16 protein-coding genes, 1 tRNA gene and 2 pseudogenes are annotated in these 15,340 nt (G+C 33.2%); 8 read left to right on the top strand and 11 right to left on the bottom strand.

Annotation, left to right across the window (positions count from 1 at the left end; translation table 11 throughout):
* Positions 1-368: 368 nt before the first annotated feature.
* A complete protein-coding gene (locus AABS66_RS04820; protein ID WP_206086437.1) occupies positions 369-2,036 on the top strand; it encodes a methyl-accepting chemotaxis protein in 1,668 nt (555 codons plus the stop codon).
* Between the two features lie 157 nt (positions 2,037-2,193).
* Entirely contained in the window at positions 2,194-3,036 is an 843-nt protein-coding gene (locus AABS66_RS04815) for an MBL fold metallo-hydrolase (protein ID WP_206086435.1), read from the top strand.
* A 98-nt stretch (positions 3,037-3,134) separates the two neighbouring features.
* On the opposite strand, the gene AABS66_RS04810 is transcribed toward AABS66_RS04815, so the two are convergent.
* Positions 3,135-3,524, bottom strand: coding sequence for a nuclear transport factor 2 family protein (locus AABS66_RS04810; protein WP_206086433.1), 390 nt, complete (start codon positions 3,522-3,524; stop codon positions 3,135-3,137).
* A 641-nt stretch (positions 3,525-4,165) separates the two neighbouring features.
* Here AABS66_RS04810 and nqrE point away from each other — a divergent pair.
* The 6 genes from nqrE to AABS66_RS04780 all read left to right on the top strand — a co-directional run bounded on the left by nqrE (position 4,166) and on the right by AABS66_RS04780 (position 8,611).
* Positions 4,166-4,765, top strand: coding sequence for an NADH:ubiquinone reductase (Na(+)-transporting) subunit E (nqrE, locus tag AABS66_RS04805; RefSeq protein WP_206086428.1), 600 nt, complete (start codon positions 4,166-4,168; stop codon positions 4,763-4,765).
* A 589-nt stretch (positions 4,766-5,354) separates the two neighbouring features.
* Positions 5,355-5,564, top strand: a complete 210-nt coding sequence (locus AABS66_RS04800; RefSeq protein WP_206086420.1) for a hypothetical protein — start codon at positions 5,355-5,357, stop codon at positions 5,562-5,564.
* Positions 5,565-6,303: 739 nt separating this feature from the next.
* Positions 6,304-6,627: a helix-turn-helix domain-containing protein gene (locus AABS66_RS04795; RefSeq protein WP_206086416.1), complete on the top strand. Its 324-nt coding sequence runs from the start codon at positions 6,304-6,306 to the stop codon at positions 6,625-6,627.
* A 46-nt stretch (positions 6,628-6,673) separates the two neighbouring features.
* Positions 6,674-6,892, top strand: a complete 219-nt coding sequence (locus tag AABS66_RS04790; RefSeq protein ID WP_206086415.1) for a helix-turn-helix domain-containing protein — start codon at positions 6,674-6,676, stop codon at positions 6,890-6,892.
* A gap of 201 nt (positions 6,893-7,093) precedes the next feature.
* Complete coding sequence (aes, locus tag AABS66_RS04785) at positions 7,094-8,071, top strand: acetyl esterase (RefSeq protein ID WP_430224618.1); 978 nt, start codon at positions 7,094-7,096, stop codon at positions 8,069-8,071.
* 90 nt (positions 8,072-8,161) lie between these two features.
* A complete protein-coding gene (locus AABS66_RS04780) occupies positions 8,162-8,611 on the top strand; it encodes a GNAT family N-acetyltransferase (protein ID WP_206086413.1) in 450 nt (149 codons plus the stop codon).
* Positions 8,612-8,834: 223 nt separating this feature from the next.
* Here AABS66_RS04780 and AABS66_RS04775 read toward each other — a convergent pair whose 3' ends face one another.
* The 10 genes and pseudogenes from AABS66_RS04775 to icd form a co-directional block, all read right to left on the bottom strand.
* Entirely contained in the window at positions 8,835-9,143 is a 309-nt protein-coding gene (locus tag AABS66_RS04775; protein ID WP_430224617.1) for a GNAT family N-acetyltransferase, read from the bottom strand.
* A gap of 16 nt (positions 9,144-9,159) precedes the next feature.
* A pseudogene (locus AABS66_RS04770) lies at positions 9,160-9,240 on the bottom strand (hypothetical protein); the annotation flags it as partial.
* A gap of 175 nt (positions 9,241-9,415) precedes the next feature.
* Positions 9,416-9,631: a hypothetical protein gene (locus AABS66_RS04765; RefSeq protein ID WP_430224616.1), complete on the bottom strand. Its 216-nt coding sequence runs from the start codon at positions 9,629-9,631 to the stop codon at positions 9,416-9,418.
* 76 nt (positions 9,632-9,707) lie between these two features.
* A complete protein-coding gene (locus tag AABS66_RS04760; protein WP_117162315.1) occupies positions 9,708-9,902 on the bottom strand; it encodes a hypothetical protein in 195 nt (64 codons plus the stop codon).
* A gap of 300 nt (positions 9,903-10,202) precedes the next feature.
* Complete coding sequence (gene psiE / locus AABS66_RS04755; RefSeq protein ID WP_206086410.1) at positions 10,203-10,613, bottom strand: phosphate-starvation-inducible protein PsiE; 411 nt, start codon at positions 10,611-10,613, stop codon at positions 10,203-10,205.
* A gap of 60 nt (positions 10,614-10,673) precedes the next feature.
* Positions 10,674-10,751, bottom strand: a tRNA-OTHER gene (locus AABS66_RS04750).
* Positions 10,752-11,488: 737 nt separating this feature from the next.
* A pseudogene (locus AABS66_RS04745) lies at positions 11,489-11,611 on the bottom strand (cold-shock protein); the annotation flags it as partial.
* Positions 11,608-11,820, bottom strand: coding sequence for a transcription antiterminator/RNA stability regulator CspE (gene cspE / locus AABS66_RS04740; RefSeq protein WP_430224615.1), 213 nt, complete (start codon positions 11,818-11,820; stop codon positions 11,608-11,610). The gene cspE and the pseudogene AABS66_RS04745, both read right to left, overlap by 4 nt.
* A 380-nt stretch (positions 11,821-12,200) precedes the next feature.
* On the bottom strand, positions 12,201-12,407 hold the full coding sequence (locus AABS66_RS04735; protein ID WP_206086409.1) for a hypothetical protein: 207 nt from the start codon (positions 12,405-12,407) through the stop codon (positions 12,201-12,203).
* Between the two features lie 1,410 nt (positions 12,408-13,817).
* Positions 13,818-15,071: an NADP-dependent isocitrate dehydrogenase gene (gene icd, locus AABS66_RS04730; RefSeq protein WP_206086408.1), complete on the bottom strand. Its 1,254-nt coding sequence runs from the start codon at positions 15,069-15,071 to the stop codon at positions 13,818-13,820.
* Between the last annotated feature and the right edge of the window lie 269 nt (positions 15,072-15,340).

The raw sequence follows: 15,340 nt of genomic DNA, 5'->3' as shown, positions 1-15,340 counted from the left end.
AGAGTTCAATTCCTTTTTACATTTAGCTTATTATCCTTTCTTACTATTGAAAAGTTAACAGCATTATCAATTCAAACAATAGCTCATAAATTTTCTTTTCATTTTGTTAACCATTCCAAAAAATAAGTAAACACACTTAGATTTCATTCATTTTTATGAACTAAGTCATATTATTGCATGTAAAGTATCCATCACGAGTGCCGATACATTGAGTTAGTCCCTACGCCTGATGCTTTCGCGTGACTATATATAACATTTTAGTCTATAGGATAATTTTGATTCACTTATCGCTAACAATGTTATGTCTGAAAGTCGTTATTTGTATGTATTCAAAACATACTGCTCGATGGTATGAAAGGAAATAATCAATGATGTCTGATACTTCAAAAAAAATTAAATTTAACTCAGCTAAATTTACCTTCACTGGCCTCAAAACGACGACGTTGGTCTGGTTTATTTCAGGACTGCTGATCACACTACTACTGTCTACTTGCTGGTTTTTCTTTAGCTCGTTAAAACAGTATCAAGCAACACTCAATGACCTGGATATAATTTATAATGAGCAAACTGAATTAAACAATACGTGGCAATCTCTACTTCAAGCACGCAATACCTTAAACCGCGCAAGCTCTCGCCATTTATTGATCATCAATAAAATGAAAACGTCGAATACTGACATCGACAGCCTTATTCAGTTTTACCATCAAAAAATGACACAAACCAATACATATTGGAAAAATTTTTCTGAAAGTTCCATGTATCAAAACAATGCAGCTTTCACCGATTTAGAAAAATCGTATAATACATTATATGCCGCACTGAATGAACTTTCTGTGTTCTTAGTTGAAGGAAAAACCTACGATTTTTTAAATCAACCCACACAATCATTTCAAGATGCATTTGAAAAAAATTACATAAATTATCACCAACAGCTTAATAAAAATTACCATGACATCGCTATTTCAAGCGAAAAGCTTTATCACCAAAGCATAATTGGTCTTATTGTGATCATTACAATAATCTCCATTGTCACGCTATTCATCCGTTTTATTTTGCAATTTTTCTTTATCCGCCCTCTCAACCAAGTTATTGATGGTATCGAAAAAGTCAGCCAAGGTATTCTTTATCATCAATTTGATAATAAAGGTCTTTCTGAAATAAAACTGCTCAAAATGCATGTCTCTAATATGCAAAGTAAGCTTATTGAAATTGTAAAAAATATTTATGACAACACTCACCATATTAAAGTTGAGTTGAATGATATTACGCAAATGAACCATGATTTGTCCATCCGAGCAGACCAGCAAGCCGCAGCAATTGTTGAAACTGCCGCCAGCGTTGAAGAACTCGACTCTTCATTTAAGCTCAATACAGCACATACAAATCAATCTTGTCAGCTTATGTCTGCAACGAGTATCACCATAGATAAGAGCAATGAGCTAATTTCTGATGTCGTCGAGAATATGGATGATATCGTCGACTTCTCTAAAGAAATCAGCAAAATTACATCTACAATTGATAATATTGCCTTCCAAACGAATTTGTTGGCGCTTAATGCAGCTGTTGAAGCCGCTCGAGTGGGTGAACATGGGAAAGGTTTTGCTGTCGTCGCTAATGAGGTTCGCGAGTTATCAATAAGCTGTACGCAAGCATCCAAAGAGATTAAATTACTAATCAATAATTCAAATGATAAAATTAATCATTGTTTCCAACTGGCGGCAGATGCTAACGATAATATTGTCTCTATTGCTCAAGATACCTCTAATATTAACGAAATGATCCAAAGCGTTGCCCTTGCCTCTAATGAGCAAACTCACGGTGTAAGCCAGATCCACCTAGCTATCAACGAATTAGATAACACGACTCAAGCGAATGCTTCAATGACACGTGAATTACAATCTTCACTAAAAGCACTCGAGTCTCAATCCAATTTACTGGAAGAGATAATTTCTATCTTCCACGTTGAAGCCGAAGATACACAACAATCTGACAGTATTGAGCAAAAAAAAGATCTACCAATTAAAAAACTCCACTAAATTAAATTATTAAACCGTTGGGCACTATTCATGGTGCCCATATTTTTATTTTCTTTCGTATTTTTTCTTCTTTATTCATGTTTGACTACCATTGAATATTTCTAACAAATTATCTGATATAACATGTAACGATTATTTCGAATAACGACGAGCCAATATGACAATTAAAATTACCGTTCTTGTTGATAATAACACTCTCATCGACAGTTATTTTTGCGGTGAGCCAGGTGTCTGCTATCACATTGAAGCTGATGACAAAAAAATATTATTTGATACAGGTTACTCTGATATTTTTATTAATAATGCCCATATACTCAATATTGACCTAGCCGATATTACCGACCTTGTACTGTCTCATGGCCACAATGATCACACATGGGGATTAGGTCATTTGATTCAGTATTTTGACCGTCGTAACGTTGAGGAAAACCACCCCAAACAGCTTATTTATCATCCAGATGCATTAAAACCAAAACAGTTTCAATCGAAAGTGATTGGAGCAAACACCCCAAAAAATGTACTCGATGCCTACTTCACTTGTATAGAATCTATAAAGCCATACTATTTATCTGATAACGTTATATTTTTAGGTCAAATACCTCGGAATAATAATTTTGAAGGAAAAGACCCAATCGGTATTATGGTTAATGAAAACCAACAACACGTTGATGACTATGTCCTTGATGACACCGCTCTGGCAGTTACAACAACAGAAGGACTGATTGTAATAACAGGTTGTTCTCATTCAGGTATTTGCAATATTGTTGAATATGCGAAACACGTCACTGGGATAAATAAAATAGTCACTGTAATTGGTGGTTTTCACTTACAACAAGCCTCAGATGATCTTTTAGAACAGACTGGCAACTACTTTACTCAACAGGACTTATTGCACATCCACCCATGCCACTGTACTGACCTTGCAGCAAAGATACACTTAGCTAAGCATGCTCCTGTTAAAGAGGTTGGTGCTGGCTTACAGCTCACTTATTCAAGTTAACTTGATTGCCCAGTAGTAAGCTGGGCATATTCTTGCAGCTAATCTGATGAACAAAAAAATCACCTTTCCATTCAGAAAATTATCTACATATAAATACGTTAAGTTCTTGACCCTAAATCACTGTCGTGTTTATTACCTTGAGTCATCCGCGTAAGCTCCTCGCAACGTACTATTTTATTATCTAAGACAGTAAAACAGGCAAATACTTCATACTCGCTGTAAGAGCCGTCTTTTTTCATTGCCTTTGCAATATGTTGAGTATGAACGCAGTTATCTCCCTCTGCGATAGATTTAATTGTTATCGTAATTGATTCAGTTGCTTCCTCTAACACCTTCATATGCGCAACGAACTCATCAAAGCCAATTTCTTTACCATCGACTATTTGAATGTAATCTCTAGAGAAAAACTGCTCTATAACAGATAGTGATCCGATTTGCGTTCCTAACACAGAGTCTAAAGCTTGTTTAACCAACTGTATTTTTCCCACTATTTACCTCTTGTTTTTTATAAATGCCTTTACTCTGTTATATGTTGTAAACCAACGATTTCAAGGGAACACTTATATTTAATTAAGCATTCTATTAACTTCAGCATTTTATGCTTTTTATAGCCCAAATATTCCCTCCACATTAAATCAGGCTCATGTTATTTCTTTTAGATACATTTTGTTTTTTTAACATTAAAACCATTTAACGCATATTAACACCAATAAATAACCTTATAATTCATACTAGTATATGGATTGATTTTATAAAAATTACTCATGAAAACAAATAAAATACGGAAAAAATCATTTATTTTTAAGCCATTTACTACATTTTTCGCTTTAGATCACAAAATTCATGTGTAATATCATATTCTTCGTAAATTTCACGCTTTTATAAAATAATGTATCTTGCTAATTCTTATGCTTTTATCCATAATCTTAAGCTATAGTATTTACCACTTTCAGTAACTTCATAGACTCAGTTTTTCCAAGTAATCTTGGATAAGTCCTGAAAACGATATCCCTAATTTATTGGGGGGGCAGTTTTATACATATCCCCCCCCTACTTATATAGGAAACATTTAATATAATCGTATGTTTTTACTGTTAAATGTAATCATGACATATATAAAGGAGGATTTGTGCTGGAAAATCATTTAAACATATTTATTCGAGCTGCATTTATTGAAAATATGGCCTTGAGCTTTTTCCTCGGAATGTGTACTTTCCTCGCGGTATCCAAAGAGGTTAAAACCTCGTTTAAATTAGGTCTAACCGTTGTTGTCTTACTCACTATCGCTACGCCCATCAATAACTTGATCTATAACTATGTTCTTCGAGACGGAGCTATAGCTGAAGGTATTGACTTATCATTTTTATCCTTTGTCACATTTATTGCTGTTCTAGCCGCTTTAGTCCAGATCTTAGAAATGTTCCTAGATAAATTTATACCTTCCCTCTATCACTCACTGGGGGTCTTCTTACCACTCTTAACTATTCACTGTGCTATTTTTGGAGCAACCATTTTTATGGTTGAAAGGAACTATACATTCACAGAATCTGTTGTTTATGGTGCTGGTTGTGGGATAGGTTGGATGTTGGCTATTATTGCGCTTGCGGGTCTTCGTGAAAAAATGAAATACTCTGATATTCCAAAAGGATTAAGAGGATTAGGAATAACATTTATTACCGTAGGTTTAATGTCCCTTGGCTTTATGTCTTTTTCAGGTATTTCGCTCTAATTTTGCATTGAATAGCACATTTCTAAAATCATCTCATTCTATAATGTTAAAAAGCCAATAAGGACATTACTTTTTAACATTTAAAACTTGTTTGCTAAGAGGCTACCCCTTTCTTTCGTCCTAGCTTTTTCTCAATCCCCCTACTCTTTCTATCCGATCTGTAACTTCTATCACTTTTTTATTTTTACTCTAAATTGGATTAAAAGATAAATACTGGTATGATTCAATTGCCGACTCAAACGATAGGCACTTTATAACTATAATTATACAGATACATTTCCATTAGATACCCCTGCTTGCAGGGGCTTTTTTATAAAGAACAGTATTCACGTTGAAGTGCTATATTTGCTAATTACATTTTATACAACGAATAATATTGTAAAATTAGTCATATAATTAGATGAGAACATTTCTCTTTTCACTATATCCCTTTAGAACCCCTGTCCCCCTAGATGTCATTTCATCTTTCTTTTCATGCTACTTGTTACATTATTTAACCCTTTGTTAAGGTAATACATGGTTATTTAGCATACAGTAATACCAACTTTATCAAAATCATCAATTGGATATTTACAATTAAGGTGGCACTATGCGATTTAATTTGACCCAAATAAGTATCTTAGAAGAAAACTCCAAAATAATTGGTTTAGACCTCATTCTAAGTGGAGATGATAAATCTACTCACCATTTAAAAATGGATATCAAAGGGTTGGATATGATGAATCTCACATTAAGAGATATTGAGAAACAAGCAATTAAACAGGTTAAACATAATTTTGAACATTGCTCCAATGGATAAACTAGGCACCACATTCACTTTATCCCAATACATCTATCTCATACTGGCTTAGGCCAGACAAAACTCACCTTTTAATCAGAGGGTCATCTGAACCCCACCATCATCTAATACCCTCTAGGTATATGAGTATCTATGATTGAAAAATAATTAGTTAAAATCATCAAGTTTTAAAATGACATACCGATAAACTAAACTATTACGCCCAATTTTGATATAGAGCATCGATACGTTCCGATACAATGAACTCATTCCAAATAAGTAACAAAGCAACTAATACCTATTCTAGAAAATATTTGTAACAAATCTTTTCTACTGGTAAACTTTCATTTCAATATTGTTTTATCTATGTAAAAAATAATAATAAATTTTGTCTCAAATTGATAAAAAAGAATAATAAAAATATTGAATAAATAAAAAACCAAACAAGCATCATAAAATAATAGTTCATATTATTATTTATTAATACATGAAAAATGCTATCGCATATACGCGTGATAAGAGTATTTGCGATAATCACAAAATTCGCTGTATAAAATACATAAAATTAACAAATTGGTTTATAAACTTATTTATCAATATGTTGAGACTACCTTACCACTAAAATCAAACGATTGTTTAATTTCATTTGATAGCTACCACCAATTAAAAATTGGAAAACAAGTATTTAAAACGATTGTACTTGATATAAATATTTGACTAGTTTTTATCTCAGAAAATTCTTAATAAAAAAGAGGTTGATATGAATCGTGCTATTTTAAATAGCAAAGTTAATACCTTAGTGGGAAATTATTTAAGGCAAAAACGGATTGAAAATGATATGACTGGTGCTGAAGTTAGCGAATTACTTCATGTTAGTCAGCAACAAATTTCACGTTATGAAAATGGTATTAATACAATTTCATTCAGTTTAATCCTACTGTTTCTTATCAAATTAAATATCAGTGTAGAATCTTTTTTTGTTTCTTTACTGAAGGAGCTGGAAAATGAAGGTGATATTATAGACTTAGGATTAAGTTTATATTTAAATCCATCATCTAGAGAAAATCAATATCTTTATATATAAAATGCCTCATCAACATCAGGATCAATAACTAAATCAGAACATATAAATGTTAAAAAACAATAAAAATCTTGGCCTATACATACAAAAAAACAGAATAACTAACCATATTTCAATTGAAAAAATGGCAAATTTATTAGACATATCAACAGATTTTTATCTGTCTTATGAAAATGGTGAAAAATCCATTTATGCAGACCATTTATTTTATATCGCTAAAATTTTAAATATCGATATCAGCCAGTTAGTTAACGTTTATTTAGAATAGCTAACTTATAGCATTTAAGCGTCAGAGGTTTATTAAAACCTCTGACCTTCAATAGTAAACCCACTAATAGCTCTTCTCCTCCTATTTTGTGAAAATATATCAATATGCAATAAAAAAACATGTCTTTTAATATTGGATAACGAGGTCACAACTTCGCATTTTATGTCTTCTACAATGTACAGCCTAAAAGTAGGAGAAAAAATGAACCCTAATAACAAAGTAAACGTGCTTAAACTCATTTCGGCAGAAATGAATAAAGTCATTGATTATTACTCAAAAAACACATCTAGCTCACCGCAAAGTACTGATTTAATATCATTACGTGAAGCTTATAATGAAGATAGAAAGTATTGGAATGCAGATGCCCCCATCATGCAATCAACTTATGATATTAACATTCAAACGCCTTATGGTTGTATCCTTACACGCATATTTCAGCCTACAATAACTACACCTGCGACATTATTTTATATCCATGGTGGTGGGTTTATTTTAGGTAATCTTGATACCCATGACAGAATAATGCGGTTACTAGCGCTATATACTGGCTGTACCATCATTGGTGTAGACTATTCTTTATCACCCGAAGCCCGTTACCCTCAAGCAATTGAGGAAATATCTATGGCATATCAGTTTTATGCCCATAATGCCGAGAAGTATAATATTAACATGGATCAGACAGGCTTTGCGGGGGATTCCGCTGGCGCAATGTTATCATTAGCGACAACACTTTGGCTTCGTGATAATAATATTGTAAATCATGAAATTAAAGCTAATTTACTTTGGTACGGACTTTATGGTTTACAAGATTCAGTGAGCCGTCGACTTTATGGCGGTGAGTGGGATGGATTAACACAGAAAGACCTTGAAGGATATGACAGCGCCTATCTTGGTGAGTCAGGAAGTCGCGAAGCACCTTACTACTGTTTATTCAATAACGATTTAACTCATCATATTCCACCTTGCTTTATTGCCAGTGCGGAATTTGACCCACTTTTAGATGATAGCATCGCATTATTCAATACATTAAAAAGCAATAAGATATCCTGCAAATATAAGATGTACCCAGGTACATTACATGCTTTTTTACATTATAGCCGTATGATGAATATTGCTGATGAAGCAATTAGAGATGGTGCTGAGTATTTTAAAAGACTTACCTCTGAAAATAGCCTCTAGAGCTAAATTCTGTCATTCAATTTTCTGTATTGTTTTATTTGATTAATACTTACAAGTAAAATTATCTTACAGAGCAAAACAGAGGTTATTATGCTAATTAGCCTAAAAGCGGTTACAAAAGAAAACTATGAATCCATTTGTCTTTTAGATGTATCTGATGAGCAAGAAAAATATGTTGCTTCAAACACTTGGTCACTGGTTGAAGCCGCTTATAATGAAAATTATACCGTAAGAGCTATTTACTGTGATGATGACCCAGTTGGTTTCTTTATGTGGGTACAAGAAAGCCCAATAAGAATATCAATTTGGCGGTTTATGATTGACCAACATCACCAAAATAAAGGAATAGGTAGACAAGCGCTTAGCCTCGCGCTTACAGAGATAAAACAAACACAATCAATCATAGAGATTGAAATATGTTATAACCCAAACAACCCTGTCGCCAAAAATTTTTATTCCTCATTTGGTTTCAGCGAGGTCGGTATGGATAAAAATAATGAAGATATGCTCGCGTTAATTTACCTTAAAAAAGAGCGATGAATTTTCCCCTTAATCTAGAGAAAAAACCTCTGCAGCAGTAGCCATTATCTCAATATATGCATATCGCCCTCCTGCAAGGTATTCCTATTTATTAAGTTAATAGGTAAACACACACCTATTAAAGTAATTAATCTGTGAGAGTGATATTCGGTAGCTATAGACGAATAAAGGCCGCATTAGTGTTGTGATCCCACTAATTGGACGACTAATTACTGAAGGCTTTTTACTGTCGTAATTCATCTTTCCAATGTATAAATACAGTCATCAAAGATAACTCCTCCAATAGTGTAGTTATCTTTAATAACGTCTGTAAGGATAAACCCATTTTTTCTAGAACGCTAACTGATGCCTTGTTTCCATCCGTAACCACAGCTTGATACCGTGAAATGGCGGATAATTCAGGGAGTGCCAATAAGGCGGCCAATGAATCAGTAGCCAAAGACTTACCTGAGAACTCACACGCTATCATGTAACCAACTTCAGCCACTAGCTCACAGCTTTCTTGAACTATCATTAAACCCGTTAAACCCATCGGAATACCATCAACTAGTCTTAGCCGCGATTGCGCCTTCCATACCTTTAACGATTAAGTCAGCAGCTTCAGTCCAACCCATATGGCGCAGCAATACATAGCCTAATAGTTTATAACTAACTGATATTTATTATTATTAATGATTTATTGTCTTTAGTATGGTAAAAACATATTTTTTAAGCCCTTGATAACATAAACAATTAATTTAGTTTTGATAGCCACTATTTATTAAAATATAAGATATTATTATTGCGCTTAATACTAGTTATTGATTAAAACCTACCCCCCCAACGCCTAGACTCCATTAAATCAATTGCTATCGCATATATAGCAATCATGTGTTTTTCTTGCTCACCTTCTCTCTGCTCCTTCAAAATTGCAGATATGCGCTCTCCTGTGATGTTATGCTTTGACTCATTTAGCAACATAACAGCCCTGCCAACTACTTGGCATATCCGCATATAAATTACATCTTTATCTGTGTCCATAATCACCTCTGTGTATTCACTCAACACTAACACCTTGTTGAAATAATACCCAGATAAGATTTGTATAGTTTTCAATCTAACCAACATTTCTATGCAAAAACTCAATGGACTCATTCAAAAGTTTTTTATATTCATCATCTCCTGATGCCACCATCCTTTCGGTTAACTCGTTCACTAGTGTCGACTTAAATACCATCATATTTCCAAACAACAACTTGACGGTTGCATATCCGATTTCAATCATTATTTCACTTGTTCGGCTATCAGCCATAACTCACACCTCTTTATTGTATGAAGCTTAGACAATTATTATCGAATTTCGTTTGTTTTAAATGCGTTACCACTATGAAGTTAGCCTTTGATAACAAATACCACCTAAAGAATAATAAAAATTCCTTATAGAACATAATTTATAACAAATTATATATTTCCACACCGAAAAATTATTCTTGCTACCGCATTATATTTATAAAAGAAATTTAATTTTTACGCTGTTAACTAAAATAATGCTAAATAAACTATAACTAGTTAAATATTTTTTAAGATAAAAATAGCCATCTTATTACAAATTTTATTCTTTGGGTTTCAGTCTATCAGCATTAGCAATGTACAGGGCAATAATAAGTATTAGTATTGAAACAGAGTAAATAATAAACAGCTGAGGGTCCTTATGTTCAACTATAATAAGCCGAATTACAGCTGTAATTGCAATATAAATAAAATATTGTAATGGAAAATGGTAATTTGACTGAAAGTACTTGATAATCAACGCAACAAATTCAAAATATAGAAAATATATAATAAGCTCATCGACCAGCAAATAAATCGAAATGGAATCACTAGCGGAAAATAGTAGTTTCGATAAAACAATAGTTTCTTTTACTAAAAAAGAAATTAATATAATAGCAAGTAAAATCAGCGCAGCACTGCTAATCCACTGTAACACTCTACATATTAATTTTGATTGACTTAGCCCTGACATGGTAACTCCTCAGGAGTTTAACCTTTCTCATTAAAAATATAGCATCATTAAATATTTAAATGGACCACCATCGAGGCCTCGAACCTCGACTTTTAGTTTTGTCAGGACTAAATACTCTTCCAATTGAGCTAATGGTGGAATAAATTTATTTAGCTAAGTTTATAATATATGCGATAATTAGAATAAATATGATAATCAGTACAATAACAACAAGCATGTTTTGTGAAAAATTCAAAATACTTTGATAAAGATATGACCATTTCATAAATAATACCTTAGAAATCTCACTTACCTTTCAGATAATATTTTTTAAATGCAAGAGTTATGGTAATGAGATACTTTAAATTGCTAACACTCAGAGAATTGTAATTTTTTCAATTAATTACTATAAGAACTGAATTAAGAATGCTACTCGCTTTAAAACATGACATAGAGCATACACTGATTAATAGGATCTTTATTCACAACAACATAACACTTTAGAAAAGCTATTACACTCGATTGGTGTTAGTTTTTTGGGAAAATGTATCCACCACCGAGCTGGCTCCATGATGAACTATCGAACAAATAAATGACACCAAGAACGACGATAATTAGTACAGCCACAATGAGGATTTTTTTATAGATACTTAGAACTCGACTATAAAATGTTTGCTTTTTCATTCGTGTTTCCTTAGGAAAGTGATCCCCTTGGATACCACATCTATTTTTTAGATAAAAGCTTGCGGAGGCAAGATTTGCTACTCATAGCAATGGGGTATAATTATCAAACAAGCATACCACGTCAGCTTAAATAAATACGATTAATGCGATAAAACCTCTTTAAAAAGAGGTTTAAATGTGAATCAAATTATTTATCAGCTAACTTGAGCTTTCATGACGCTTTTACAAAAGATACATTTTGCACCATGTGGATTATTGGCCGAAACATCAAACTGTGAAGTTCTATACTGGGATCCACTACAGCAAGGACATTTAAAATACAAATAAATTTTTATAGTACCACCACGTTTCCAGCTGCTGGGCCTTTCATTCCATTCTCGATGGTAAATGAGACTTGTTGGCCTTCAATTAACGATTTAAAGTCATCGCTCTGAATAGCAGAAAAATGGACAAATACATCTTTACTACCATCTGCTGGAGTAATAAAACCGAAGCCTTTATCGTCGTTAAACCATTTTACTGAACCAGTTAATATATTAGACATAGAAATTCCTTTAATTATTTAATATTTGCCATAAGGCATAATAGAGTTTGTTTTTAATTTTTACTTATGGGAATTAATTAGAAGGAATTCGCGATGAAGTGATATCAGGGATAACGCTAAATGGTGAACAACTTGAAACTGACTAACATAAATAGGTTTGTACTTCCAAAACAGTAAGGGCATTAAGCCACACCCCCCCGACTATAGCAAGTTTTATTTTTCACTCCACTTTAAGATAAATGATTATTTAACGAATTCCTTTTCAATACAAATCTTAAAAAGTAATTACTTTGAAAATAACGACTTTTTCTCTGAGTTAACACCTGTTTCACTAGAATAAATATAAAAAATCTACAATTTTTAATTTTATTACTTATAATTTAGTGTTTCATGCTATTTTTTATGCAATCAGAGCATATCTTAACAATCTTATAGTGTGATTTTTTAGCAGCTTCAATAGCTTGCATAGCATTAAAAAAGTTACCAAGGTAAAATCTATTTGAAGCCATAGGCATATTCTTGCATCCAAGCTTATGTATTTTATAACCACCCTGTGGTTCAACTATAGTCTGAATATAATAATTCATTTATCTCTCCTTTATTTTTCAAAGGTGCTATACCAATATTTTTCCACCATAAATTAGTCCTCGAATCTCAGCGTTGTTAAAACTCATTACTCATTTAGTTTTAGCTAACTGTGGAATAATTTTACATCCAATATACAAGTGCAAATGTAGCCAGAAGTAATACCGTTATAATTAGCACATTTTCTGTAAGTGATAAAATCCGATGATATAATGCAGATAAATTCATAGGTAATTCCTTAGGAAACAATTCCTTTGGATACCACATCTATTTATTAGATAAAAACTTGCGAATGCAAGGTTTGCTTTTTATGGCAATGGGGTATAATGATTTAAACCACTATAACACATTACCTATACTTTTACTTGGTTAATAACCTCTGAATACCAACTTTCATCGCAGAGTGATTTAATTGAAGTAATTATCTAATTGATTTAGCTCACTATTACCATAATAAAAAGATTAAATATCGTAAGTTAACTGTTTTATTCTTACTACTTTTTTATTCATCGTAACTAATCTTTAATATAAATAAAAAACAATTATGGCTCTTTTAATCAGAAAGAAAGCCATAATTCCTAACCATGTCATAGCATATTTAGGATGGAGTAACTTTATAGAAAAAAATTCTTGGCGTACATTATATTTACTAACACTTTGTTTTTGCGATATGCAACGTATCTTAGACTGTTAATTTTATTTTAAATTCAAAACCTAATTAGATATTTATCAACATACTGTTTAAACTAAAATTTCTCAAAGGTTCATGTGCATGATGTGTGCCTAAAAAACACGATCTCCTGTATAAATCTATCCTATAAACAATACATTTTCTGCAATATGTTATCGCCTTATATCTAGCTCACTAAAGATCATATAGTTACACTCCATACAAAAACAACCATCGAAGACTAATCGATAAGGTTATACATTTACAAATATTAACTGGCTATTATTTAAACAAAGGCGTAGATTTAAATGGCTCACTTAATAAGCTAATACTTACAGCGAGCATGCACGACCTGTCTACTCGACAATACATAATAAAACATCAGTAAACCTAGAACGTTTAGATCCCTATCTAACATAGGGGTCTTTTTTATTCTTTAAAGATGCTTTTCCCCATCTTTTCATAAAGAATTATAAAAATTAATAACTCTACACATACACCTATTAATTCTGGAACAATATTTCCTATAATATAATTATTTTCATCACAATAGTAAGCAAGTCCAACACATATAGTTAAAACCAATAAAAGAAAAATAAAAAAATGTTTTTTCTCTATTTTGCTTGGTTTTTTGAGAAAATTTTGATAATTCGTTTTGATAACTTTTTGATAACCGTTTCAAATGTGACAATAAAAAACGGGAACTATTAAGTTCCCGTTCTTAATCACAACACGTAATAAATTACATGTGTGCGATCATTGCATCGCCGAATTCGCTACATTTCAGTAATTTAGCGCCTTCTAACTGACGTTCGAAATCGTAAGTTACAGTCTTAGCCGCGATTGCGCCTTCCATACCTTTAACGATTAGGTCAGCCGCTTCAGTCCAGCCCATATGGCGCAGCATCATTTCAGCAGAAAGGATGATAGAACCAGGGTTTACTTTATCCTGACCTGCGTATTTAGGTGCAGTACCGTGAGTTGCTTCGAATAATGCACACTCAGAACCAATGTTAGCGCCTGGCGCAATACCGATACCACCAACTTGTGCTGCTAATGCATCAGAAATGTAGTCACCGTTTAGGTTCATACACGCTATAACATCATATTCCGCAGGACGCAGCAGGATTTGTTGTAAGAATGCATCTGCAATCACATCTTTAACGATGATATCTTTGCCTGTTTTAGGGTTTTTAATTTTAACCCATGGGCCGCCATCTAATAATTCGCCGCCGAATTCTTCTTGTGCTAATTGGTAACCCCAATCTTTAAACGCACCTTCAGTGAATTTCATAATGTTGCCTTTATGAACTAAAGTCACTGAATCACGACCATTATCAATTGCATATTCAATTGCCGCGCGAACTAAACGCTTTGTTCCTTCTTCTGAACATGGTTTGATACCGATACCACAATCTTGTGGGAAACGGATTTTTGTCACACCCATTTCATCTTGCAGGAATTTAATGACTTTGTCAGCTTCTGCGCTACCTGCTTTCCACTCAATCCCTGCGTAAATATCCTCCGAGTTTTCACGGAAAATAACCATATCGGTCAGTTCGGGCTGTTTAACTGGGCTTGGTGTGCCTTTGTAGTAACGTACTGGACGTAAGCAGATGTACAGGTCAAGTTGTTGACGTAGTGCAACGTTCAAAGAACGAATACCACCACCAACTGGAGTTGTTAAAGGACCTTTAATTGAAACGCGGTAATCACGGATTAAATCGAGAGTTTCTTCTGGTAACCAAACATCTTTACCATAAATTTGTGTAGATTTTTCGCCAGTGTAAATTTCCATCCAAGAAATTTTGCGCTCACCGTTGTAAGCTTTTTTAACTGCCGCATCAACCACTTTTAACATTGCTGGAGTGACATCAACACCAATGCCGTCACCTTCGATATAAGGGATAATTGGGTTGTTCGGAACGTTTAGTTTGCCTTTTGCATCAATGGTAATTTTAGCGCCTTCTGCCGGAACTACTACTTTGCTTTCCATTAACCTCTCCTTTCACTTGCGTATTTTGCTTGTTAATTTTTTGTAAGAGACGTGTCAATACTACTTCAATCTGCGTCGAACGCCAATGATTACTCACCTAAGCTTTAGTATGGATCGCATTAAACGCACTAACACGTGAATAAAAACAGAATAATTCCTTATAAAATCATATCATTACTGAAAAAGATAACTCACTCATACCCTACAAATCATCGAAACCCAATAACACTGCCTTGACGACTTTGAAACTCAATTCACATTAATTTTAT

It is taken from the genome of Providencia sp. SP181 (genome assembly GCF_050446505.1).
Taxonomy (GTDB): domain Bacteria; phylum Pseudomonadota; class Gammaproteobacteria; order Enterobacterales; family Enterobacteriaceae; genus Providencia; species Providencia vermicola.
The sequence above is the reverse complement of the archived record's forward strand: the minus strand, read 5'-3'. Positions and strand labels throughout refer to the sequence as shown.